The organism is Paenibacillus thermoaerophilus, assembly GCF_005938195.1.
Classification (GTDB): Bacteria; Bacillota; Bacilli; order Paenibacillales; family Reconciliibacillaceae; genus Paenibacillus_W; species Paenibacillus_W thermoaerophilus.
Genome location: NZ_VCQZ01000015.1, coordinates 37,765 through 61,848 on the forward strand (window position 1 = coordinate 37,765; position 24,084 = coordinate 61,848).

Below are 24,084 nucleotides of genomic sequence, written 5' to 3' on the forward strand. Positions count from 1 at the left end.
CGAGAGCTTTCCATGCTTGTTCTTGATCCTCACCAGACCCCTAGGCTGCGACAGAAAAGGAGAGATCAAATGGAGCCTCATCGGATTCTCGTCGTGGACGATTCCCTCTTCATGCGCAAGCTGGTCGGCGATCTGATCGCTGAGCATCCGCGGATGGAGGTCGTCGCGACGGCCAAAAACGGCAAAGAAGCGGTTGAACTGGTCAAGAAGCATCGGCCCGATGCCGTTACGATGGATATCGAGATGCCGGAAATGAACGGACTCGACGCGCTGCGCGTCATCATGCGGGAGTGTCCGGTGCCGGTCGTCATGCTGAGCAGTCTGACGGCGGAGGGTGCCAAGGAAACGATTCAGGCGCTGGAGCTTGGAGCGGTGGACTTCGTCCGCAAGCCTTCCGGTTCGATTTCTCTGGATTTGTACAAGGTCAAGCAGCAGCTTCATGAAAAGCTGCTCATGGCCGTAACGGCGAAAATAACGCCGGTCGGAAAGAAGCAGGGCCGGCCGCCGGCCGGACCGGCGCCGTTGCCCGCTTCGGCGGCGGAACCGTTCGGGGTCCGGCCGAAGCCCGGGCCGGCGGAGGACGGGCCCGCCAGACAGCCGGCAGCGCTCCCGGCGGAGTCCCGCCGCGACCAGACGAGGCCGCCGCTTCCCGGCAAGCCGCCGAAGCGCGACCGCGCCGCCGGCGACCGGCAGATCAGACATATCGTGGCCATCGGCACGTCCACGGGAGGTCCCAAGGCGCTCCAGAAGGTCATCGCCTCGCTTCCGGGCGACTTTCCCGCAGCTATCGTCATCGTTCAGCATATGCCGCCGAACTTCACCAAGTCGCTGGCGCAGAGGCTCGACGCGATCAGCCGCATCCGCGTCGAGGAAGCCGAGCAGGGCAGCATGTTGGAGAACGGTCTCGCCTATATCGCGCCGGGAGGATGGCACATGCATGTCGAGGAAGCCGGGGACGGCCAATACCGGATCGCGCTGTCGAAGCAGGAGCCGCGTTCCGGCCATCGGCCTTCCGTCGACGTGTTGTTCGAATCGCTGCTGCCTCTGCATCGCTTGAAGCGGCACGCCGTCGTGATGACGGGCATGGGCAGCGACGGAGCGAAGGGAATGCTGGCGCTGCGGGAGGCCGGAGCGGCAACGACGATCGCCGAATCCGAAGCGACTTGCGTCGTATACGGAATGCCCAGATCGGCTGTCGAAAACGGCGCGGCAAAAACCGTGCTTCCCTTAGAGGAAATTGGGCCCTATCTGTCGAATGTTGTCAATCAAGGATGAAAATAATGGCGGGAGGTGCAGGACGTGGAACTGAATCAGTATTTGGGCATGTTCATCGACGAAGCGCGGGAGCATCTGCAGGCGATGAACGACAATATGCTGCAGTTGGAGCAATCCCCGGACGACATAAGCATCGTGCAGGTGATGTTTCGTTCGGCTCATACGTTGAAAGGCATGTCGGCCACGATGGGCTTTGAAGAGCTGGCCACCTTGACGCACGAGATGGAGAACGTGCTGGATCTCGTGCGCAACCACAAACTGCGCATGACGGAACCGATCTTCGACGTCTTGTTTCAATGCTTGGACGCGCTGGAGACGATGGTTCAGGATATTATCGCCGGCGGCACCGGCAAGGCCGACGTAACGGCCATTGTGGCGTCGCTTCAAGCGATCGCCAAAGGCGATGTGCCGGCGTCTGCCGCGATACCGTCCGCGCAAAGCGCGGCGGCTTCCGCGGGGTCTGCGGGTTCCGCGGCCGGGATGCTGGACCAATTCCAGCTATCGGTGGCCGAGCAGTCGCTCCAGGCCGGTCTCGGCCTGTACCGGATCGATATATCGCTGGCCCCGACCTGCGTGCTGAAAGCGGCCCGCGCGTTTATGGTGTTCCAGGTGTTCGAGAAGTTCGGGGAGGTCGTCAAATCGCAGCCGGCCGTCCAGGACATCGAGCAGGAGAAATTCGACAAAGGCTTTACGGTTTATTTCGTGACGGAGCACCCGAAGGAAGAGCTTGAAAAAGCGCTCGGCTCGATCAGCGAAGTGGAACCGCCGGTCGTTACGGCGATTACGGCAGCCGATCTGAAGCAGATGCGCGAAGGCGAGATCGCGAAGCAGGAGACGGCGGCAGCCGCTGCGGCCGCTGCGCCGCGTCCGGCCGAGAGACGGGAGCGGGCGGCAGCGCCGGCGGCCGGCCCTTCGGCGGGTGCCCCCGCGGGCGCCTCGGGGGGCGCGGTCAACCGCACGATCCGCGTCGATATCGAAAAGCTGGACACGCTGATGAACCTGTTCAGCGAGCTGCTGATCGACCGGGTGCGGCTGGAGTCGCTGGCGTCGGAGCTGCGCAGCCAGGCGCTGACGGAGACCGTCGAGCATATGGCGCGCGTCAGCAGCGATCTGCAAAATATCGTGCTGAAGCTGCGGATGGTTCCGGTCGAATCCGTCTTCAACCGGTTCCCGCGGCTGATCCGCGACCTGGCGAAGACGCTCGACAAAAAAATCGAGCTGGTCATCACGGGGGCGGATACGGAGCTGGACCGGACGGTAATCGACGAGATCGGCGATCCGCTTGTCCACCTGCTTCGCAATTCGGGCGACCACGGCATCGAGCGGCCGGATGAACGGGTGGCGGCGGGCAAGCCCGAGCAGGGAACCGTGCATCTCCGCGCTTACCACAGCGGCAACCATGTGTTTATCGAGATCGAAGACGACGGCCGGGGCATACATACGGAAAAGGTCATGCAGACCGCGATCAAGCGGGGCGTCATCACCGCCGATCAGGCCAAGTCGATGAAGGATGAAGAAATCCATATGCTTTTGTTCGCCCCCGGCTTCAGCACGGCGGACAAAATTACCGACATCTCCGGCCGCGGCGTCGGTCTCGACGTCGTCAAGACGAAAATCGAGTCGCTGGGCGGCAAGGTTACGGTCGAGAGCCGCTGGGGACAAGGCACGAAGTTCACCGTCCAGTTGCCGCTTACGTTGTCCATCATCGCGGCGATGCTCATCCGGGTCGGCGACGAGAAATACGCGATTCCGCTGTCGTCCATGGTGGAGACGTCCTTGATCCCGCGCAGCGAGATCCGCGTCGTGCATGGGGAGCGGCTCATCCAATACCGCGGGTCCGTTATCCCGATCCTGTTCCTGTCGGAAGTTCTGGACGTTCCGGGAGCCGATACGTCGGCGGAGGAGCTGTTCGTCGTCATCGTGCGCAAAGGGGAGCGGCTGATGGCGCTGGTCGTCGACGATTTGATCGGCCAGCAGGAAATCGTGCTCAAATCGCTCGGCTCGTATTTGTCCAAGGTGTTTGCCGTGTCCGGAGCGACGATACTGGGCGACGGCCATGTCGCTCTCATTCTCGACCCGAACGCGTTGCTGAAATAACGATTATTCCGAGGAGGTAATCCGGATGGCGGAAGAATTGAAGGTTATCGTCTTTGCGCTTGGACATGAGGAATACGGCGTGGAAGTCGAAAAAGTGAAAACGATCGAAAGAATGTCGCCGATGACCCGCGTGCCGAAGACCCCGGCCTTTGTCAAAGGCGTCATCAACAACCGAGGCGTCGTCCTGCCGGTGATCGACTTGCGCGGACGTTTCGGTCTGCCGGAAGCGGAGTACACGGACAACACCCGGATCATCATCGTCGCCGTCGGCGATCTGGAAGTCGGCATGATCGTGGATTCGGCAAGCGACGTGATCGACGTGAATTCGGATCAAATCGAGCTGCCGCCGGAAATCGTCGGCGGCATCCGCGCCAAATATTTGCGCGGCATCGCCAAGATCGGGGAACGGCTGCTCGTGCTGTTGAACCTCGAAGAAGTTCTCAACAAAAGCGAAATCATCCAGTTGGAACAGATGGAGGTTTGACGTGGCGAGCCGCAAGCTGTTTGCCGAACTTCAGCTTGACGCGTTGAGAGAGGTCGGCAATATTGGGGCCGGACATGCGGCCACCGCGCTGTCCCGGCTGCTCAACAAGCCGATCGACATGAAGGTGCCCAGCGTTGACATGGTTCCCTTCGAAGAGATCTCCGAAAAGGTCGGCGGACCGGAGGAAGTGGTTATCGCCATCTTCCTCCGGGTGGAGGGCGACGCGACGGGCAATATGTTTTTTATTCTGGATCAGACGTCCGCCCGCAGCATCCTCCGGCGTCTCGTCGGGCTCGAATGGAGCGGCGAGGACGAATGGACGGAGATGGAATGGTCGGCGCTGCACGAGATCGGCAACATTTTGGCGGGGTCTTACTTGTCCTCGCTGGCCGATCTGACGGGCTTGCATCTGACCCCCTCCGTGCCGGGACTGGCCTTCGACATGGCCGGCGCGATCCTGAGCTACGGGATCTTGCAGTTCGGCGTGATGGGCGATCACGCGCTGCTCATCGAGACCGCCTTTTTGGAGGAGCGGGAGGACATCGGGGGCTTTTGCTTCTTTATTCCGGACCCCGACTCGTTCGAGAAGCTATTTCAGGCGCTGGGAGTGCCGGTATAGATGATCCAAGACACCTATATCAAGGTCGGGATGGCCGATCTGAACGTTACCGGCGCGGGCGGCGTGCTCAAGACGACGGGACTCGGCTCGTGCGTTGGCTTGACGCTGTACGACAGCCTGAACAAAATCGCGGGAATGGCTCACATCATGCTGCCGTCCTCGGATATTTCGAGAGACGAGAGCTTGAATCCGGCGAAATACGCCGATACGGCCGTGCCGGAGCTGCTGGCCCGCATGGAGCGGATCGGGGCCCGCATTCGCAGCCTGGAAGCCAAAATGGCGGGCGGCGCGCAGATGTTCGCGTTCGCCTCGCAGAACGAGACGATGCGGATCGGTCCGCGCAACGTCGAGGCGTGCAAGGAGATTTTGAAGCGCCTCAACATCCCGCTCATAGCAGAGGACACGGGTTCAAATTACGGGCGCACCATCGAGTTTTACAGCGAGACCGGCCTTCTGCTGGTTCGAAGCGTGCAGCACGGAGTAAAGGAACTGTAGCCGAATGATTGGAACATGGCGATGGAATGTGGCGTTAGGTTTGACCGGGGCCGTCTTGACCCTGCTGTTCTCTTGGTCCGGCAATGTGTGGACGGATACGCTCTCGAAAACGTTGTGGAGCTTTGTCTGGCTGTTCGCGATCGGTTATGCGGTCCGCTTCGTCCTCGGGCTTGTGGTCGGCCAAGCGGGCGCCGATTCCAGGACGACGGCCGAACGGAAGGACGACGGCCGGGGAGCCCATATCGATTACGTCACGCCGGACGAGACGGAGCCGGACGTCTCGGACAAGCGGGATGACGAGCCGGAACCGGCTTTCGAACCGTTGACGTTTCCCAAGCTTCAAACGAAGAAGCCGGAGCAGTCACCTGAGGAAGTGGCTCGCGTGGTGAGACACTTCCAGAATTCCGATTGACGGTCAAGGATATTCGGGCGATAACCAGGAGGGACGGGAGGTGCGCGAATGATCCATCAAAAACCGAATGCCCGCTCCAATGACGAGCTGTGGCAGGAGTGGAAGTTGGAGCGCCGCCACGAGGCCAAGCAAGCGCTAATCGAAAGTTATGTGCCACTGGTGGAATATGTCGCCAGCCGCATGGCTGTGAATTTGCCGAAATCGGTATCCAAGGAAGATTTGATCGGGTTCGGAGCCATGGGCCTGATCGACGCCGTCGATAAATTCGACTACAAGCGGGGATTGCAGTTCGAGACGTACGCGTCTTGGCGGATACGCGGCGCGATCATCGACGGATTGCGGCAGAACGATTGGGTTCCCCGGTCCGTCCGCGAGAAGGCCAGGCGGGTCGAGGAGGCGTATCAAAAGCTGGAACAGCAGCGGATGCGCTCGGTGACCGACGAGGAAATGGCCGCTTATTTGAATATGAAGGAATCTGAATTCCGGCAGGTTCTACAGGAAATTTCGTTCGCCTCGTTGTGCTCGTTCGACGATCCGATCAAGGACGAAGAATCGGAGACGAGGCTGTCTCTCATGGTGGACGAAAAAGCGAAAAATCCGGAATACACCGTCAATGAGCTGTTCCTGAAGGAGACGCTCGCGAAGGCGATCGACAAGCTGACGGAAAAGGAACGGACGGTCGTATCCTTGTTTTATTACGAGGAATTATCTCTTAGCGAAATAGCGGAAGTCATGTCGTTGTCTCCCTCCCGGATTTCTCAGTTACACTCGAAGGCAATATTACGGCTGCGAGGGGCGCTCGGACGACTGAAGCCGCAGTTAATGGAAGGATCGTAACGGGGACGGAGGGGGATCGCGATGTTGGATCAGGATCTGCTAATCAGCACCACAGACGATAAATTGCGCGCTTATTTACAGTTCAAAAAAAAACAGGACTATGCCAAGCTGCCTCTGAACGAGCTGGAGGAACTGCTGGCCGCCTATCAAATCCGGTACGGCGTATTTTGGGATGTCATCGGCAAAATCGCCGCCGAGCCGAACGCCTATTTGGGCGAGAAAGTGCTGATCGCCCAAGGCGACCCGGCCATTGAGGGCGAAGACGGCAAAATCGTGCTGCTGTTCGACGGGGATTCGGAGAAAAGGCCTTCCGAAACCGAAGACGGCAAGGTGGATTTCCGCGAGCTTCGGCAGCTCAACAACGTGCGCAAAGGTCAAAAAATCGCTGAACGTCTGCCGCCCAAGGAAGGCATCAACGGCATCGACGTAACCGGCCAGCCGATCATCGCGAAAAAAGGCAAGGAAGCCCGGTTCAAGCCGGGCAAAAACGTGATTCTCGATCCGGAGCAAAACAATATGTACGCGGCTCTGGACGGACAAGTCGTCCGCACCGAAGGGCAGAAGATCAACGTCTTCCCCGTCTTCGAGGTGAACGGCGACGTCGATTACAATGTCGGCAACATCGACTTCGTCGGCAACGTCGTCATTCGGGGCAACGTGCTGAACGGATTTCGCGTGCGGGCGGACGGGGACATCCGGATCATCGGAGGCGTGGAAGCCGCCGAGGTGTTGGCGGGAGGGTCCATCGACATCTCCGCCGGCATTCTCGGATTGGGCAAAGGTCTGGTGAAAGCCGGGCGCAACGTCAAGGTATCGTTTATTCAGGACGGCAACGTGGAAGCGGCGGAAGACGTCATCGTCGCCCAAAGCATCATGCATTCGCAGATCCGCGCCGGACGTTCGGTGCTGTGCGACGGAGCCAAAGGCTTGATCGTCGGCGGAACGATCCAGGCGGGGGAACGCGTTCGGGCCCGGACGATCGGCAACCCGATGTCCACGCAAACCGCGATCGAGGTCGGCGTGCTGCCCGAACTGCGGAACGAGCATGCGGAGCTTCGCGGCGTCATGCGCGATCTGCTCGACCGGTTGGACAAGACGGAGAAAGCGCTTGTCCTGCTCGATCAGATGGCGGCAGCGGGACAATTGTCCCCGGACAAGCTGGCGATGCGGGTCAAACTGAACCACACGAAGAAACAAATGCAAGAGGAGTACGAAGAAGCCAAGCAGCGCATGTACGAAATCGAGAAAATTCTCGAAAACACGGATACGGCCCGCGTCGAGGTGTTGTCGACGATATACGGCGGGACCCGGATCGTGATCGGACGCCAAACGAGATTTATCAAAGACGCCGTGCAGCGGATGTATTTCCGGATTGTGGACGGGGAAATCGCGATGCTTTCCTTGACGTAACGATTGACCGCGGAGGTGTCCGCCATGGATATGAAGGCCGTCGATCTTCAGATGGCGCTGCCCCGCCTGCAGGACGCAAGCGTTCTTCAGCAGCAGCAAACGGCCAAGCCGATGCTGGATCAGCAGATCCTCGGTCAGGAATCGCTTAAGAAAACCGAACAGGATCGGCAGAAGACGCTCAAGACGGAATCGCCCGCCGAAACCCGCATCGCCGACGAAGGGGAGCAGGAGGCCCGGAGGAACGCGGACGGCGGAGCGGGAAAGCGGAAACGGAAAGAAGAACGGGAAGCGCGGGATATCCCGGCCGCGCATCCGTTTAAAGGAAAATACATCGATCTGAGAGGGTAAGTCATCAGGAAATGGGGGGTCGTAATGGGTGCATGGGGCTATCTGGCCGTGATCGGCTTATGCCTGATCGGATTGGCATGGCTGCTGCCCAATAAGCAAAAGAAATCCGCCGCCCCGAGCTTGGACGACATCGAGCGGACGCTTGACGCGTTCTCCTCCGAGCTGGAGGAAGAAAACAAACGGTTCGCCGAGTGGCTGGCCAACTTCAAGCATGAGCACGACGAGCGTCTGGCCGAGGTGGAACGCCGGATGTACGCGCTCGAGAAGCAAAACGAATGGCTCCGATCGCTGCTGTCGAATCCCGAACTCCCGGCCGCGCCCGCGGCTCCCGCAGCGGAACCGGCGGCTCCCGCGCCGTCCGCGCAGCCGGAAGGGGACGGGGGATCGATCGAGGAACGGTATCCCGAGCTGTTCGAGTATTACCGGCAGGGCAAGTCGACGGAGCAAATCGCCCGCAAGCTGGGCATGAACAAGGGCGAAGTCATGCTGATTCTCGGTTTGGCGAAACGGGAGGCGCGTCAGCATGCCCCATCGTAAGCCGTTTATCGCAGGACTGGGGAGCGGCATCGTACTCGCCAGCCTGCTGCTGCAGTTGATCCGCGCGTCGGGCGCCGAACAAGCCCCGGTCCCCGCCGGCATCGGCCCGGATGCCTGGAAAGCCGAGGCGGCCCGCCAAGGCTACCGGGTGCTGACGGAGAGCGAGCTGGAAGCCGTCAAGAAGCAAGCGGCCGCGCAGGAGAGAGCGAAGATCGCCGCCGAGACGGCCGCGCCGGAACCGTCTCCGGCGGCGGATTCCGCCGTTGCCGTCCAGTCCGCCCCTGCCGAGACACCGGCGCCGAGCCCGTCCTTGCCGCCGGGCACGGTCCGCATTCCCGGAGGAGCGCTCGCCCAGCAGGCGGCGGAGGCTTTGGCCGAAGCGGGCGTGATCGAGCGCCCCGAAGATTTGGTGGAGGCGCTGCGCAAGCAATACAAGACGACAAAGATCCGTGCCGGCACGTACACCTTCAAGCCCGGCACTTCGATCGAAGCGATTGTCCAAGCGATTACGTCGGACTGATGCTGATTGGCAGCGTCGGTCCGTTTTTTTGCGGTTCGAGGCCGGAGTTTCCCGGCTCCGGACGCGCCGTGCGGGGCCGTTCGACGATGCTTGCAAAAGCGTTGTCGGATATGATATAGTAATTGTCGGTGTTTACCACGCACGCTTGGTCAATTTGCATCACGGTGCTTCCTGCGGGGAGTCTGGTGCAAAGATGCGATCGGCGGAGGGAACCAAAACCATTCTCGAGGAGGTGCGTGAAGATGGCAGTCATCTCCATGAAACAGCTTCTGGAAGCTGGGGTACACTTCGGACATCAAACCCGTCGCTGGAACCCGAAAATGGATCGCTATATCTTCACCGAACGGAACGGCATTTACATCATCGACCTGCAAAAAACGGTCAAAAAAGTCGAGGAAGCGTACAACTTCGTGCGCCAGCTCGCAGCCGAAGGCGGAACGATCCTGTTCGTCGGCACGAAAAAACAAGCGCAAGACTCCGTTAAGGAAGAAGCCGAGCGCAGCGGCCAGTTCTACATCAACCAGCGTTGGCTGGGCGGCCTGCTGACGAACTTCTCGACGATCCAAAAACGGATCAACCGTCTGAAAGATCTGGAGCGTATGGAAGTGGACGGCACGTTCGATCTGCTGCCGAAAAAAGAAGTCATCCTGCTCCGCAAAGAGAAAGAGCGTCTGGAGAAATTCCTCGGCGGCATCAAAAACATGAAAAAACTTCCGTCCGCCCTGTTCGTTATCGATCCGCGCAAAGAGCGCATCGCGGTTGCGGAAGCCCGCAAGCTGGGCATCCCGATCGTCGGCATCGTCGACACGAACTGCGATCCGGATGAGATCGATTACGTAATCCCGGGCAACGACGACGCGATCCGCGCAGTCAAGCTGCTGACGGCGAAAATCGCCGACGCGGTTGTTGAAGCCAACCAAGGCGAAGAAACGACAGCCTAATCTTCGAAATCCAAATGCAAGGGTGGTTAGCGGGTGATGAGCCTCTCACCGCCCTTTTTTTGAGAAAGCAGAGACAGGAATCCATCGTTCTCACAGGAGGGAACCCCCAATGTCGAACATTACGGCAGCTATGGTAAAAGAACTGCGCGAAACAACGGGCGCGGGTATGCTGGATTGCAAAAAAGCGCTGGAAGAAGCGGCCGGCGACCTGAATAAAGCGAAAGACATCCTGCGTGAAAAAGGCCTGGCGGCCGCCGCCAAAAAAGCGGGCCGCATCGCGACCGAGGGCGTGGTCGAAAGCTACATCCACGCCGGCGGCCGGATCGGCGTCCTGGTCGAGATCAACTGCGAGACGGACTTCGTCGCCAAAACGGAGCAGTTCAAAGAGTTCGCGCGCAACATCGCGATGCAGATCGCGGCGGCCAATCCGCGTTACGTTCGCCGCGAAGACGTGCCGCAAGAGGACCTGGACCACGAGCGCGAAGTTTTGAGAAACCAGGCTCTGAACGAAGGCAAGCCGGAAAAAATCGTCGAGAAAATGGTCGAAGGCCGCTTGAACAAGTTCTACGAAGAGTACTGCTTGCTGGAGCAGCCGTTCATCAAAAACCCGGACCAAACGATTTCGCAACTGCTGAACGAAAAAATCAGCCAGATCGGCGAAAACATCTCCATCCGCCGTTTTGTCCGCTACGAGCTGGGCGAAGGCCTGGAGAAAAAGCAAGACGACTTCGTCGCGGAAGTTATGGCTCAGGTCAAACAATAATCGCTTAACTGCATATCCGCCGGCCTCGGGCCGGCGGAGCCGCGAGACGGAACACCTGCGTGTTCCTTCTTTTATAAAGTAGGGCATTTATCGAAGCAAAATCAAGGCCTGTGGACGTCTGGGAAACGGAGGAATTCAGTTTGGTACAACCCAAATATAAGCGCGTCGTGTTGAAGTTGAGCGGCGAAGCGTTGGCCGGACAACTCGGGTATGGAATCGATTCGCAAACGATGGCGTCGGTCGCCGAGCAAGTCAAGCAGGTGCACGAACTGGGCGTCGAAGTGGCGATCGTCGTCGGCGGCGGCAATATTTGGCGCGGCATCGCCGGAAGCGCCAAAGGCATCGACCGGGCGACAGCGGACTACATGGGCATGCTTGCCACGGTGATGAACTCGCTGGCGCTGCAGGACGCGCTGGAGCAGATCGATGTGCCGACCCGGGTACAGACGTCTATTACGATGCAGCAAGTGGCGGAGCCTTATATCCGCCGCCGCGCGATCCGTCACCTGGAGAAGGGGCGCGTCGTGATTTTTGCGGCCGGAACGGGCAATCCGTATTTCTCGACCGACACGACGGCGGCGCTTCGCGCGGCCGAGATCGAGGCGGATGTGATCCTGATGGCTAAAAACAAGGTCGACGGCGTCTACAGCGCGGACCCATTCAAGCATACGGACGCGGTGAAGTACGATGAGCTGACGTATCTCGACGTGCTGAACCAAAACCTCGGCGTCATGGATTCCACCGCTTCGTCGCTGTGCATGGACAACAATTTGCCTCTTATCGTCTTCTCCATCACGGAAAACGGCAATATCAAACGCGCCGTCATGGGCGAAAAAATCGGAACGATCGTCAGAGGGAGTGTCTCTTAATGCCGCAGTCGATCAAAAAAAACGCCGAAGAACGCATGGATAAAGCGATCGGCGCTCTGAAACGGGATCTGTCTTCGCTTCGGGCCGGACGCGCCACTCCGGCGCTGCTGGACCGGGTGGAAGCGGAATATTACGGAACGATGACTCCGGTGTCCCAGATGGCGTCGATCACAACGCCGGACGCCCGCACGCTGATCATTCAGCCTTGGGACAAATCGTCTTTGGGCGCCATTGAGAAAGCGATCATGAAATCCGACATTGGCTTGACGCCGACGAACGACGGCAATGTCATCCGCTTGTCCATTCCGCCGCTGACCGAAGAGCGCCGCGCCGATCTGGTGAAGCTGACCCGCAAATACGGCGAAGAAGCGAAAGTGGCGATCCGCAACATTCGCCGCGACGCGATCGAACAGATCAAGAAACTTGAGAAAAACGGCGTGTCCGAGGACGAATCCCGCCGTCATCAAGAAGACATCCAGAAATTCACCGACAGGGCAGTCGCCGATGTCGAAAAAGTGCTGGCAGCAAAAGAAAAGGAAATCATGGAAGTGTGAGTCCGATTGGCCCCCTCTGGAAAGTGGGGGTTTTTGCCTTCTGATCTCTTAGGCTGGGTGAAACCGATGAGGAACTTATGGAGACGACTGTTGGGCGGCGGCAGACAACCCCGCGGTGCGGAGCCGGATCGGCGCAACGTCCCGCGCCACGTGGCCATCATCATGGACGGCAACGGGCGCTGGGCGAAGCAGCGGGGCTTGCCGCGGGTCGCCGGCCATCATACCGGCATGCAGACGGTGAAACGGATAGTGGCCTGCGCGAACGAACTGGGCGTGCAGGTGTTGACGTTGTACGCGTTTTCGACTGAGAATTGGAAGCGTCCCGCCGACGAAGTCGACTTCCTGATGAAGTTGCCTCAAGAATTTTTTCCGATCATGATGGACGAACTGGTCGAGAAAAACGTCCAGGTGCGCATGATGGGGATTCGGGAAGGGCTGCCGGCGCATACGCTTCGAACGGTCGAAGCCGCCATCGAACGCACCAAGAACAATACGGGAATGATCCTGAATTTCGCGCTGAATTACGGAAGCCGCACGGAAATGGTGCACGCGGCGAGAGAGCTCGGCCGCCGCATTCAGAGAGGCGAGCTCGATCCGGAACAGATCGACGAAGACATGTTCGCATCCTGCCTCTATACATACGATCTCCCGGACCCCGATCTGATGATCCGCACGAGCGGAGAAATTCGGGTCAGCAATTTTATGTTGTGGCAGATGGCATACAGTGAGTTCTGGTTCACCGAACGGTATTGGCCGGAGTTCACGGAGGAGCATTTCCGCGAAGCGATTGCGCAATACCAACGGCGGGCCCGCCGGTATGGCGGGATCTGACCGCATGGAGGGAAATCGTTGAGACAGAGATTGTTGACCGGTATCGTTGCGGGCGCCGCGTTTATTGCCGTGCTCGTGCTCGGCGGATATTGGTTTGCCGCGCTTCTGGCGGCGATGGCCTTTATCGGCTTGCATGAATACCATCGAATGAACGGCGTGCGCGCGGCCGATCCGACGGCGATCGCCGGTTACGCCGCCTTGGCCGCGCTGGTCTGGCCTTCTGATTCCGGCGCCGGATGGGATCGGCTGTGGGGAACCGCCTGGTCGGCGGCGGATCTGCTGTGGGCGCTGATGTTCGTGCTGTTCGCGCTGACGGTTGTCAGCAAAAACCGGATCACGCTCGATATGATCGCGCTGGAGCTGCTGGGCATCCTGTATGTGGCCGCCGGATTCCGCTATATGATCGATACGCGATTGTCGGGAGACGACGGCTTGTGGTGGACGCTGCTCGTGCTGCTCGGGGTATGGGCGTCGGATTCGGGGGCGTATTTCGCCGGACGGGCTTTCGGCCGAACGAAGCTTTGGCCGTCCATCAGCCCCAACAAAACGGTGGAGGGCGCCTTGGGCGGCGTGTTGCTGGCGGTTGCCGTCACGATGGCGATGGCCGCCTGGAAGCCCGAACTGATCGGGTTCGGAGAAGCCGCCGTGATCGGCGTTTGCATCGCGGTCGTCGGCCAGCTTGGCGATTTGATGCAGTCGGCCTATAAACGGGTGAGAGGCATCAAGGATTCGGGGCGGCTGCTTCCCGGTCACGGAGGCGTGCTGGATCGGACCGACAGTTGGCTGATCGTGTTCCCGTTCCTGCACGTGGTCGGGTTGATCGGGTGATAGAGAGAAACGGAGTGAACGCTTTGAAGCGAGTATCGTTATTGGGCTCGACAGGTTCGGTCGGAACGCAGGCGCTTGACGTCATCGCGAGCCATCCGGACGAATTCCGCGTGGAAGCCCTGGCGGCGGGATCGAACGCCGATCTGCTGCTGGAGCAGGTTAAAAAATTCCGTCCCCGCATCGTATCGGTCGGAACCCGGGAGGCTGCGGGCCGGATTCGTCCGCATCTGCCAAGCGGCGTGAAGCTGTATTGGGGAGAGGAAGGCCTGGTGGAGGCGGCGGCCGGCACGGAAGCCGATATCGTGCTGACGGCGGTCGTGGGCAGCCGCGGGCTGAAGCCGACGCTGGCCGCGATCGAAGCCGGCAAGACGATCGCCCTCGCCAACAAGGAGACGCTGGTCGCCGCCGGGTCGATCGTGTGCGAAGCGGCTTCCCGCAAGGGCGTCCGGATATTGCCGGTGGACAGCGAGCATTCCGCGATCTTCCAATGCCTGAACGGCGAGCCGTCGGGCCGGATCGCCAAGCTGATGATTACGGCATCGGGCGGCGCTTTCCGCGACCGAAGCCGCGAGGAATTGACGAACGTGACGGTCGAGCAGGCGCTGAAGCATCCCAATTGGTCGATGGGGGCCAAGGTGACGATCGATTCGGCCACGATGGCGAACAAGGGGCTGGAAGTGATCGAGGCGCACTGGCTGTTCGGTTTGCCCTACGACCGCATCGAGGTGCTGGTGCATCCCGAGAGCATCGTTCATTCGATGGTCGAGTACGTCGACGGAAGCGTGATGGCGCAGTTGGGCTCCCCGGATATGCGGGTGCCGATCCAGTATGCGCTCACCTGGCCGGACCGGCTGCCGAATCCGGCTCCGAAGCTGAATCTGGCGCAGATCGGCAAGCTGCACTTCCGTCCGGCGGATATGGACCGCTACCCGGCGCTTCGGCTGGCGTTCGAGAGCGGACGGGCGGGCGGCGTTGCGACCGCCGTCTTCAACGCGGCCAACGAGGTGGCGGTCGACCGGTTCGTCCGGGGAGAGCTGCCCTTCCTGGCGATCGACGACGTGATCGCCGACGCCCTCGAATCCCATGCGCCGATCGATAACCCCGGTCTGGAGGAAGTGTTGGAGGCGGACGCTTGGGCGCGGGGCCGGGCATCGGCTTATCCGCATCCCCGCTGACTGACGGCCGTTCTATCTGCGCCGGCTTGCTTGTATTATGATTAGTGTTCATGTAATCTAAGTACAGTTGGACGTAGCCGACAGACACCGGGGAGGGCAGCCGTATGAGTCTGCAGACGATATTTCAGATCGTGCTGATGTTTTTTGTCCTGGTCACGATCCACGAGTGGGGACATTACTATTTCGCGAAGCGGGCGGGCATTCTCGTTCGCGAATTTGCCATCGGCTTCGGACCGAAGCTGTTCTCGTTCCGGCGGGGCGAGACGCGTTACACGCTGCGTCTGCTTCCGATCGGCGGCTTCGTCCGGATGGCCGGAGAGGACCCGGAGATCGTCCAGGTGCAGAACGGTCAGACGATCGCCGTCGACGTCCGTGACGGGGTAGTCCGGTCGATTTATCTGGACCAGCTCGATACCCGCGTCGGGGCCGAGCGCGGCGAGGTCGTCTATCTCGATCTGGAGCGGGATCTGAAGCTGCGGCTCGATACGGACGGCGAAGTCCGCACGTTCGATATCGCGCCGGATGCGGTCATGGTCGCGCGCGGGCGGGAGACGCAAATCGCGCCGTGGGACCGGCAGTTCGGGAGCAAGACGGTCGGGCAGCGCGCGTTGGCCATTTTCGCGGGTCCGCTGATGAACTTTATTTTGGCGTTTCTGCTGTTTATGCTCGTCATGGTGCTGGCGGGGTTGCCGGAGAACCTCAAGCTGAATTCGGTCAGCTCCGGCTCGCCGGCCGACCAGTCGGGACTCCGTTCCGGCGATATCGTCGCCGCCGTGGACGGGCATGAAATCGGCGGCGACCATCAAAAGCTCACCCAACTGATCCAGCAGGCCGAAGGGCGTCCGATGACGTGGCGCGTCATCCGCGACGGAGAGCCGGTCGACTTGAGCGTAACCCCCAAGCGGGACGCCGACGGCCGGGTCGTGGTCGGCATTCAGCTTTCCGCGGTCGGCAAACGGACACCGAACGCGCTGGAGGTCGTGCAGGGCGGCTGGGACAGCATGGTTTACAGCACCAAGCAGATTTTGACGGGCTTCAAGATGCTGGTGACCGGGCAGTTCACGCTGGACGATCTGTCTGGTCCCGTCGGCACGATTCAGGTGACGGCGGAGCAAGCGGAGAAGGGAATCGTCGACTACACCTTCTGGGCAGGCATTTTGAGCTTGTATCTCGGCATTTTCAACTTGCTGCCATTCCCCGCGTTGGACGGAAGCCGTCTCGTGTTTCTCGGACTGGAGGCCATTCGCGGCCGTCCGGTCGATCCGAGCCGGGAGAGCATGGTGCATTTCGTCGGATTCGCCATGTTGATGCTGTTGATGATCGCCGTTACGTACAATGATATTTTGAAGCTGGTCCGCTGACCGCTGCCGCGTTGGAGGATAACACATGTCCAAAGATAAGCAATTTGTCAAGGAAATCACGCCTCAGCAAGAGGATTTTTCCCGTTGGTACATCGATACGATCACCAAAGCCGAATTGATGAGCTACTCGCCCGTTCGGGGATGCGTCGTGCTTCGTCCGGACGGGTATGAGATTTGGGAGCTGATCCAGCGCGAGCTGGACGCCCGCTTCAAGGAGACGGGACACCGGAACGCGTATTTTCCGCTGTTTATTCCGGAGAGCTTCTTCCAGAAGGAAAAAGAGCACGTCGAAGGATTTAATCCGGAGCTTCCGTGGGTTACGGAAGCGGGCGGAGAGAAGCTGGAGGAGCGGCTGGCGATCCGCCCGACGTCGGAGACGATGATCGGCCACATGTACGCCAACTGGATTCAGTCGTACCGGGATTTGCCGGTGCTGATTAACCAATGGGCGAACGTCGTTCGCTGGGAGAAGCGGACGCTGCCGTTCCTGCGCACGACCGAATTCCTCTGGCAGGAAGGCCATACCGCCCACGAGGACGAAGCCGACGCGCGCCGGGAAACGATGCAGATGCTGGAGGTGTACCGCGAATTCGCCGAAAACGTGCTGGCGATTCCGGTTATCGTAGGCCAGAAGACGCCTTCGGAGAAGTTCGCGGGCGCTGTCGACACGTACTCCATCGAAGCGATGATGCGCGACGGCAAAGCCGTGCAGGCCGGCACGTCGCACTATCTGGGCACGAACTTCGCCCAGGCGTTTAATATCCAGTATTTGGACCGCGAAAACAAGCAGCAGTACGTGCACACGACCTCGTGGGGCGTAAGCACCCGGCTGATCGGCGCGCTGATCATGGTGCACGGGGACGACCGCGGCCTCGTGCTTCCGCCCAAGGTTGCGCCGCTGCAGGCGGTTATGATCCCGATCGGCCCGCCGAAGACGCGCGAGCAGGTGCTGAAGCGCACGGACGAGCTGTTCGCCGAGCTGAAGCGCGCAGGCATCCGCGTCAAGGTGGACGACCGCGACCAAAGCCCGGGCTGGAAATTCAACGAGTACGAGATGAGAGGCGTGCCGGTGCGGATCGAGCTGGGGCCGCGCGATTTGGACAACGGCGTCGTTGTCCTCGTATCCCGCGTGTCCGGCGAGAAACGCACCGTCGAGCAAGCCAATATCGTCGAAGAAGTCCGGAAGATGCTGGAGGAAAACCACAAGCTGATGTACGAGCGCGCCCTGAAATTCCGCGACGAGCATATGACGGACGTCGACTCGCTGGACGAGTTCCGTTCGTTCCTGGAGGAGAAACGGGGTTTTGCGCTGGCCGGCTGGTGCGGCTCCGACGCGTGCGAACGCCAGGTGAAGGAAGAGACGGGCGCGACCAGCCGCAACATTCCGTTCGAGCCGAAGGTGCGCAAGTCCGCCTGCCTGGTCTGCGGCGCTCCAGCCGCCCACACCGTCGTCTTCGGCCGCTCGTATTGACCGGTTGCGCTTGTTGCTGTCGCATATGAACAAACAACAAAGCAAATGCTTTTGAGCCGAATGGCGGCCAGCCGCACGCGGAGGCGGACGGAGGAGATTCGCCCGCGCGGGAATCGGCCGGCCGGCCGTTTCGGCGCAAATTTCATTTGCTTTTTGTTTTTGGGAGGGCGTTATGGATCGTTCCCTTGAAAAACGAAAAAGATTCGAGGTGCTGCTGCAGCAGGCCGGCATCGCGGGCGAAGCGTCGAGCGAGTGGCTCTCGCAGGCGTACATCGACCGCGTCGAGGTGTCCCGGCAAAACCGGTCGTGGCGGATCGTGCTGGCGGGCGCCAAGCCGCTGCCGACCGACGTCTACCGAACGTTTTGCGATACGTTGAGACAAGCATTCGCGCATCTCGCGGCCGTCAGCGTGGCGTTCGAGTTCGACGGCGGCGTGACCGACGCCGAGCTTGTCGAGTTGTACTGGTCCCTGTTCGTCGAGGAGATGCAGCGGGAAAATGCGACGATCAACGGCTGGCTGGTCAAGTCGAAGGCCGAAGCGACTTCGGGCGCCTTGACGCTGTACATGCTGGACAGCTTCGGTCTGGAGATGGCCCGCAAAAAGTCGATCGACCGGTACGTGCAGCAGTATTTCGCCGACCGGTTCGGACGCCGGCTGCGGGTCAAGCTGACGACCGGCGAATCGCCCGCCCGGGAGTATGAGGAATTCGCCAAGCAGGTGATGGAGGAAGGCCGTACATACGCGATGGAGGTGCTGACGCAGGTCGAGCGGGAAGCGGCAACCGCCGCCCAGCCCGATCCGGATGCCCGACTGATGGTCGGCTACGAGATCAAAGACATGCCCGTTCCGCTGCAGGAGATTAAAGAGGAAGAGAAAAAAGTAACCGTTCAGGGCGCGATCTTCAATCTGGAGAAAAAGGAGCTGCGCAACGGGAGCACCCTCTACACCTACTGCATCACGGATTTCACGGATTCGATCATGGTCAAGTCGTTCGCCAAGACGAAGGAAGACGTGCGCACGCTGGACCTGCTCGCGGACGGCAAATGGGTGAAGGCCCGCGGACGCGTCGAATACGACCGGTTCATGAATCCGCCGGAGCTGGTTCTGCTGCCGTCCGACCTGAACGAAATTCCCGCGCCGCCCCCGAGGATGGACGATGCCGAAGAGAAGCGGGTCGAATTCCATCTGCACACCGCCATGAGCGCGATGGACGCGGTTACGCCGGTCGACCAGTATATCAAGACCGCCGCCAAATGGGGGCATAAGGCGATCGCGATTACCGACCACGGCAACGTGCAATGTTTTCCCGAGGCGAACAAGGCGGCCAAGAAATACGGCATCAAGCTGATCTACGGCATGGAGGCGAACGTCGTCAACGATTCCGTCCCGATCGTCTACAAGCCGCAGGACCGGGATTTGCAGACGGCCGATTACGTGATCTTTGACATCGAGACGACGGGCTTGTCCGTCACTCACAATAAAATCATCGAGATTGCGGCCGTCCGTATGCAGGGCGGCAAGGTGATCGACGAATTCGCCACCTTCGTCAACCCGCACGAGCGGATTCCTTACCATATCCAGCAGTTGACGAACATCACCGATGATATGGTGCGGGACGCGCCGGATCTCGAGCAGGCGCTGCCGGATTTTCTGAAGTTTATCGGCGACAGCGTGCTTGTCGCCCACAACGCTTCCTTCGATATCGGCTTTATCTATGCGTATTCGCGAAAACTGGGCTTGCCCGTCCCGGAAAATCCCGTGCTGGACACGCTGGAGCTGTCCCGCCTGCTTTATCCGACGCTGAAAAACCACCGGCTCAACACGCTGAGCGAGAAGTTCAAGGTCAGCCTTGAAAACCATCACCGCGCCATCGACGACTCGAAAGCGCTCGGCCACGTGTTGTTCCATATGCTGAAAGACGCCGCGGAGGCGGGATACGGCAACCTGAACGAGCTGAACGCGGAGACGGGGAAAAATTTGACGAACGCGCGGCCGTTCCACTGCTGCATCTACGCGCTGAACGCGGTCGGCAAGAAAAATCTGTTCCGTCTCGTCTCGCTGTCGCATACGGAGTACTTCAACCGCGTGCCCTGCATTCCCCGAAGCAAGCTGATCGAGCTCCGGGAAGGGCTGCTGATCTCCTCCGGCTGCGAGAAGGGCGAGCTGTTCGAGACGGTTCTCAACAAAACGCCCGAGGAAGCGGAACAGGTGGCCGAATTTTACGACGTGCTGGAGATTCAGCCGCCCTCGATCAACCAGCATCTGGTCGACAAGGGCCTGGTGAACGGCCGGTCGGCGCTGGTGCAGGCGAACCGGCTCATCATCGATATCGCCCGCAAGCAGGGCAAGCCGGTTATCGCCACCGGCAACGTGCATTATCTTGATCCGAAGGACAAAATCAACCGGGACATCACGATCAACGGCATCACGGGGTTCAGCCCGCTCAAAGAGCAGAAGAAGCCGGACGTTCACCTGCGCACGACGAAGGAGATGCTCGACGAGTTCCGGGAAGATCTGGGCGAAGAGCTGGCGTACGAGGTCGTCGTCCGCAACACAAGCGAATTGGCGGACCGGTTCGAGTCGTACGATCTGTTCCCCAAGCAGTTGTTCGTGCCGAAGATCGAAGGCGCCGAAGAGGAGATGCGGACGAAGTGCTACGCCACCGCCCGCGCCTTGTACGGGGACCCGCTGCCCGAGGTGATCACGCAGCGGCTGGAGCGGGAGCTTGTGCCGATTACGAAAGCGGGCTTCGCCGTCAACTACCTGATCTGCGAACGCTTGGTCAAAAAATCGAACGAAGACGGCTATCTCGTCGGTTCGCGGGGCTCCGTCGGCTCGTCGATCGTCGCCATGATGCTCGGCATCTCCGAGGTCAATCCGCTGCCTCCCCATTACCGGTGCCCGTCCTGTCTGCACAGCGAATGGTTTACGGACGGCAGCGTGCGGAGCGGCTTCGATCTTCCCGACAAGCCGTGTCCGAAATGCGGAGCGACGATGCGGGGCGACGGCCATGACATTCCGTTCGAGACGTTCCTGGGGTTCAAAGGCGACAAAGTTCCCGATATCGACCTGAACTTCAGCGGCGAATACCAGCCGACGGCCCACAACTACACGAAGGTGCTGTTCGGCGAGAAAAGCGTGTTCCGCGCAGGCACGATCGGAACCGTCGCGGAGAAAACCGCGTTCGGCTTCGTGAAGAAATACGAAGAGGAGCACGGGCGTTCCTGGCGGACCGCCGAGGTGCTGCGGCTCGCCAAGGGCTGCACCGGCGTCAAGCGCAGCACGGGACAGCATCCCGGAGGCATCGTCGTCGTGCCGGACTACATCGAGGTCGAAGACGTGACACCCGTCCAATATCCGGCGGACGATACGAAGGCGGAATGGAAAACGACGCATTTCGACTACCACGCGTTCGAGGACAATCTGCTGAAGCTCGATATTCTGGGACACGACGATCCGACGATGATGCGCATGCTGTACGATCTGACCGGCGTCGATCCGCAGACGATTCCGATGAACGATCCGAAGGTCATGAGCATCTTCAGCAGCACGACGGCGCTGGGCGTGACGCCGGAACAGATCAAGACGCCGGTCGCCACCTACGGGGTGCCGGAGATGGGGACGAAGTTCGTCCGCCAGATGCTGCAGGAAGCGCAGCCCAAGACGTTCGCCGACTTGCTGCAAATTTCCGGCTTGTCCCACGGCACGGGCGTCTGGCTCGGCAACGCGCAGGAGCTGATCCGGAACGGAACCTGCACGATCGAGACCGTGATCGGCTGCCGGGACGAGATCATGCTGTACCTGATCCAGAAAGCGGGCATGGACGCCGGACTGGCGTTCAAAATCACCGAGAGCGTCCGGAAGGGCAAAGGGTTGACCGACGAATGGATCGAAGAGATGAAAAAACACAACGTCCCGCAGTGGTATATCGACTCCTGCCTGAAGATCGAATACATGTTTCCGAAGGCGCACGCCGCGGCTTACGTCATCTCCGCGGTCCGCACGGCTTATTACAAGGTGTATTATCCGCTGGAGTTCTACGCGACGTATTTCAGCGTCCGCGCCGAGGACTTCGACATCGAGCTGTGCTGCCAGGGTTATGACGCCATCCGGCGCAAGCTGGAGGAGATCGAGGACAAAGGATTCCAGGCGACGGCCAAGGAAAAGAGCATGGTGTCGATTCTCGAGATGGCGCTGGAGATGACGGCCCGAGGCTTCGAGTTCAAAACGATCGATCTGTACCGGTCCGACGCGACCCGGTTCAAGGTCGAGGGAGGCGCTCTGCTTCCTCCGTTCTCCGCCGTACAGGGCGTGGGCGAGAACGCCGCGCGCAACATCGCCGAAGCGAGGGCGGAGGGCGACTTCCTGTCGATCGAGGATTTCCAGCGCCGGGCGAAAGTCTCGAAGACGGTTGTGGAGCTTCTGGCCGGCTTCGGCTGCTTCCGCGGACTGCCGGAGTCGAACCAGTTGTCGTTGTTCTGAGGGCAGGGCTCGTTGACTTGTCAGCCAGAGATTGCTATGGTATAATTTTTTCAGTATGTAACGTGATATCTTCTGTCAGCGGAAGAGTGGGGCAACCCACTCTTTGCTTTATGAGTGCGGATTTCTGCATACAGCCGGGGGGGTTATGGTCTTGAGCGGACAAATTAAAGCCGTCGTGGAAGAGCTGCTGCAGCCCTTCCTGGAGCGGGAAAAGTTCGAACTCGTGGACATTGAATACGTGAAGGAAGGCAGCAACTGGTTTCTGCGCGTATTTCTCGACAAGGAGGGCGGCATCGATATCGAGGACTGCGGCCGCGCCAGCGAATATTTGAGCAAAAAGCTCGACGAGCGGGACCCGATTCCGGACGCCTACTTCCTGGAGGTTTCCTCTCCGGGCGCGGAACGGCCGCTCAAAAAGCCGGCGGATTACAACCGGGCGATCGGCAAAAACGTCTGCTTCACCACCTACGAGCCGGTAGACGGCGCCAAGGAGTTTGAAGGCCGTCTCGAGTCGTACGACGGACAGACGGCGGTCATCGTCCTGCACGGTTCGAACAAGCGGCAGGAACTGCCCGTATCCAAAGTCGCCAGCGCTCGTCTGGCCATTCTGTTTTAAGGAGGAGCTCCATTCCCATGAACATCGATTTCATCGAAGCGTTATCGGATTTGGAACGCGAGAAGGGAATCGCCAAGGACGTGCTGATCGACGCGATCGAAGCCGCCTTGATCTCCAGCTACAAACGCAACTTCAATACGGCGCAAAACGTGCGCGTCGACATCAACCGGCAAACCGGCGTCATCAAAGTATATGCCCGCAAGACCGTAGTCGAGGAGGTGCTCGATCCGCGGTTGGACATCTCCTTGCACGCGGCGCGCCAGATCAATCCGAACTATCAGATCGACGATATCGTCGAGATCGAGGTGACGCCCCGGGACTTCGGCCGCATCGCCGCGCAGACCGCCAAGCAGGTCGTGACCCAGCGCATCCGCGAAGCGGAGCGCGGACTCATCTACAATGCGTTTATCGAGCGTGAGCAGGATATCGTCACGGGGACGGTGCAGCGCCAGGACGCGCGCAACATCTACCTCGATCTGGGCAAGGTGGAGGCCGTGCTGCCCCTGAGCGAGCTGATGCCGAACGAGACGTTTGCGATGAACGATCGCGTCAAGGCTTACATCACCAAGGTGGAGAACACGACGAAGGGACCGCAGATCATCTTGTCCCGCACGCATCCGGGGTTGCTCAAGCGGCTGTTCGAGCTGGAGGTTCCGGAAATATTCGACGGCGTCGTGGAGATCAAGTCGGTCGCCCGCGAGGCGGGGGCCCGTTCGAAGATCGCGGTTTATTCCCGCAATCCCGAGGTCGATCCGGTCGGTTCCTGCGTAGGCCCGAAGGGCGCGCGCGTGCAGGCGATCGTCAACGAGCTTCGCGGGGAGAAAATCGATATCGTCACATGGTCCGAAGATGTGGCGGAGTACGTATCGAACGCGCTCAGCCCTTCGAAAGTCTCCGACGTCCAGGTCTTCGAGGATGAAAAGATGACCCGCGTCATCGTGCCGGACAATCAATTGTCGCTCGCCATCGGCATTCGCGGCCAAAACGCCCGGCTGGCCGCCAAGCTGACCGGATGGAAGATCGACATCAAGAGCGAATCGCAAGCCGAGCAGGAGTTCGGCTGGCAGCGTCCGGGCGAAGAAGAATGGTTCGAGGACGATACGGAAGCGGAAGAGGCGTAAACCCGGAGGCTTCGGCCGCTCCCGGGTACGGAAACGG

General features: G+C 60.0%; 23 protein-coding genes. All 23 read left to right on the plus strand.

From position 1 onward, the window contains the following. Positions 1–69: 69 nt before the first annotated feature. The 23 genes from FE781_RS11525 to nusA all read left to right on the plus strand — a co-directional run bounded on the left by FE781_RS11525 (position 70) and on the right by nusA (position 24,047). Positions 70–1,275, plus strand: a complete 1,206-nt coding sequence (locus FE781_RS11525; RefSeq protein ID WP_138789777.1) for a protein-glutamate methylesterase/protein-glutamine glutaminase — start codon at positions 70–72, stop codon at positions 1,273–1,275. A 24-nt stretch (positions 1,276–1,299) separates the two neighbouring features. Further along, positions 1,300–3,372: a chemotaxis protein CheA gene (locus tag FE781_RS11530; RefSeq protein WP_138789778.1), complete on the plus strand. Its 2,073-nt coding sequence runs from the start codon at positions 1,300–1,302 to the stop codon at positions 3,370–3,372. Between the two features lie 25 nt (positions 3,373–3,397). Then, entirely contained in the window at positions 3,398–3,856 is a 459-nt protein-coding gene (locus FE781_RS11535; protein WP_138789779.1) for a chemotaxis protein CheW, read from the plus strand. Between the two features lies 1 nt (position 3,857). Continuing rightward, positions 3,858–4,475, plus strand: coding sequence for a chemotaxis protein CheC (locus FE781_RS11540; RefSeq protein WP_138789780.1), 618 nt, complete (start codon positions 3,858–3,860; stop codon positions 4,473–4,475). After that, positions 4,476–4,970: a chemotaxis protein CheD gene (locus FE781_RS11545; protein ID WP_138789781.1), complete on the plus strand. Its 495-nt coding sequence runs from the start codon at positions 4,476–4,478 to the stop codon at positions 4,968–4,970. A gap of 4 nt (positions 4,971–4,974) precedes the next feature. Continuing rightward, on the plus strand, positions 4,975–5,382 hold the full coding sequence (locus tag FE781_RS11550; protein WP_138789782.1) for a hypothetical protein: 408 nt from the start codon (positions 4,975–4,977) through the stop codon (positions 5,380–5,382). Between the two features lie 48 nt (positions 5,383–5,430). Further along, the gene (locus FE781_RS11555; RefSeq protein WP_138789783.1) at positions 5,431–6,219 is read left to right on the plus strand and encodes a FliA/WhiG family RNA polymerase sigma factor; all 789 of its coding nucleotides are present in this window, start codon (positions 5,431–5,433) and stop codon (positions 6,217–6,219) included. Between the two features lie 21 nt (positions 6,220–6,240). Further along, on the plus strand, positions 6,241–7,629 hold the full coding sequence (locus FE781_RS11560; RefSeq protein ID WP_138789784.1) for a flagellar assembly protein A: 1,389 nt from the start codon (positions 6,241–6,243) through the stop codon (positions 7,627–7,629). Between the two features lie 24 nt (positions 7,630–7,653). Next, positions 7,654–7,977, plus strand: coding sequence for a hypothetical protein (locus tag FE781_RS11565; RefSeq protein ID WP_138789785.1), 324 nt, complete (start codon positions 7,654–7,656; stop codon positions 7,975–7,977). 24 nt (positions 7,978–8,001) lie between these two features. Beyond that, the gene (locus FE781_RS11570) at positions 8,002–8,514 is read left to right on the plus strand and encodes a DUF6115 domain-containing protein (RefSeq protein ID WP_138789786.1); all 513 of its coding nucleotides are present in this window, start codon (positions 8,002–8,004) and stop codon (positions 8,512–8,514) included. Beyond that, positions 8,501–9,034, plus strand: a complete 534-nt coding sequence (locus FE781_RS11575) for an endolytic transglycosylase MltG (protein ID WP_138789787.1) — start codon at positions 8,501–8,503, stop codon at positions 9,032–9,034. The genes FE781_RS11570 and FE781_RS11575 overlap by 14 nt, the downstream gene beginning before the upstream one ends. Before the next feature lie 242 nt (positions 9,035–9,276). Continuing rightward, positions 9,277–9,975 (plus strand): 30S ribosomal protein S2, encoded by a 699-nt coding sequence (rpsB, locus tag FE781_RS11580; RefSeq protein WP_138789788.1) that lies wholly within the window; start codon positions 9,277–9,279, stop codon positions 9,973–9,975. 109 nt (positions 9,976–10,084) lie between these two features. Then, positions 10,085–10,738 (plus strand): translation elongation factor Ts, encoded by a 654-nt coding sequence (tsf, locus tag FE781_RS11585; RefSeq protein WP_138789789.1) that lies wholly within the window; start codon positions 10,085–10,087, stop codon positions 10,736–10,738. A 140-nt stretch (positions 10,739–10,878) separates the two neighbouring features. Then, a complete protein-coding gene (pyrH, locus tag FE781_RS11590; RefSeq protein WP_138789790.1) occupies positions 10,879–11,607 on the plus strand; it encodes a UMP kinase in 729 nt (242 codons plus the stop codon). Further along, positions 11,607–12,161, plus strand: coding sequence for a ribosome recycling factor (gene frr / locus FE781_RS11595; RefSeq protein ID WP_138789791.1), 555 nt, complete (start codon positions 11,607–11,609; stop codon positions 12,159–12,161). The genes pyrH and frr overlap by 1 nt, the downstream gene beginning before the upstream one ends. A 66-nt stretch (positions 12,162–12,227) precedes the next feature. Then, the gene (locus FE781_RS11600) at positions 12,228–12,992 is read left to right on the plus strand and encodes an undecaprenyl pyrophosphate synthase (protein WP_138789792.1); all 765 of its coding nucleotides are present in this window, start codon (positions 12,228–12,230) and stop codon (positions 12,990–12,992) included. An 18-nt stretch (positions 12,993–13,010) separates the two neighbouring features. Continuing rightward, positions 13,011–13,820, plus strand: coding sequence for a phosphatidate cytidylyltransferase (locus FE781_RS11605; protein WP_138789793.1), 810 nt, complete (start codon positions 13,011–13,013; stop codon positions 13,818–13,820). 23 nt (positions 13,821–13,843) lie between these two features. Continuing rightward, on the plus strand, positions 13,844–14,995 hold the full coding sequence (locus FE781_RS11610; RefSeq protein ID WP_138789794.1) for a 1-deoxy-D-xylulose-5-phosphate reductoisomerase: 1,152 nt from the start codon (positions 13,844–13,846) through the stop codon (positions 14,993–14,995). A gap of 104 nt (positions 14,996–15,099) precedes the next feature. Further along, positions 15,100–16,356 carry an RIP metalloprotease RseP gene (gene rseP, locus FE781_RS11615; protein WP_138789795.1) on the plus strand — a complete coding sequence of 419 codons (1,257 nt, stop codon included), beginning with the start codon at positions 15,100–15,102 and terminating at the stop codon, positions 16,354–16,356. Between the two features lie 25 nt (positions 16,357–16,381). Next, entirely contained in the window at positions 16,382–17,827 is a 1,446-nt protein-coding gene (gene proS / locus FE781_RS11620; protein ID WP_138789796.1) for a proline--tRNA ligase, read from the plus strand. 172 nt (positions 17,828–17,999) lie between these two features. Then, positions 18,000–22,310 carry a PolC-type DNA polymerase III gene (locus tag FE781_RS11625; RefSeq protein WP_138789797.1) on the plus strand — a complete coding sequence of 1,437 codons (4,311 nt, stop codon included), beginning with the start codon at positions 18,000–18,002 and terminating at the stop codon, positions 22,308–22,310. Positions 22,311–22,455: 145 nt separating this feature from the next. Then, positions 22,456–22,926, plus strand: coding sequence for a ribosome maturation factor RimP (gene rimP / locus FE781_RS11630; RefSeq protein WP_138789798.1), 471 nt, complete (start codon positions 22,456–22,458; stop codon positions 22,924–22,926). 17 nt (positions 22,927–22,943) lie between these two features. After that, entirely contained in the window at positions 22,944–24,047 is a 1,104-nt protein-coding gene (gene nusA / locus FE781_RS11635) for a transcription termination factor NusA (RefSeq protein WP_138789799.1), read from the plus strand. Positions 24,048–24,084: the final 37 nt, after the last annotated feature.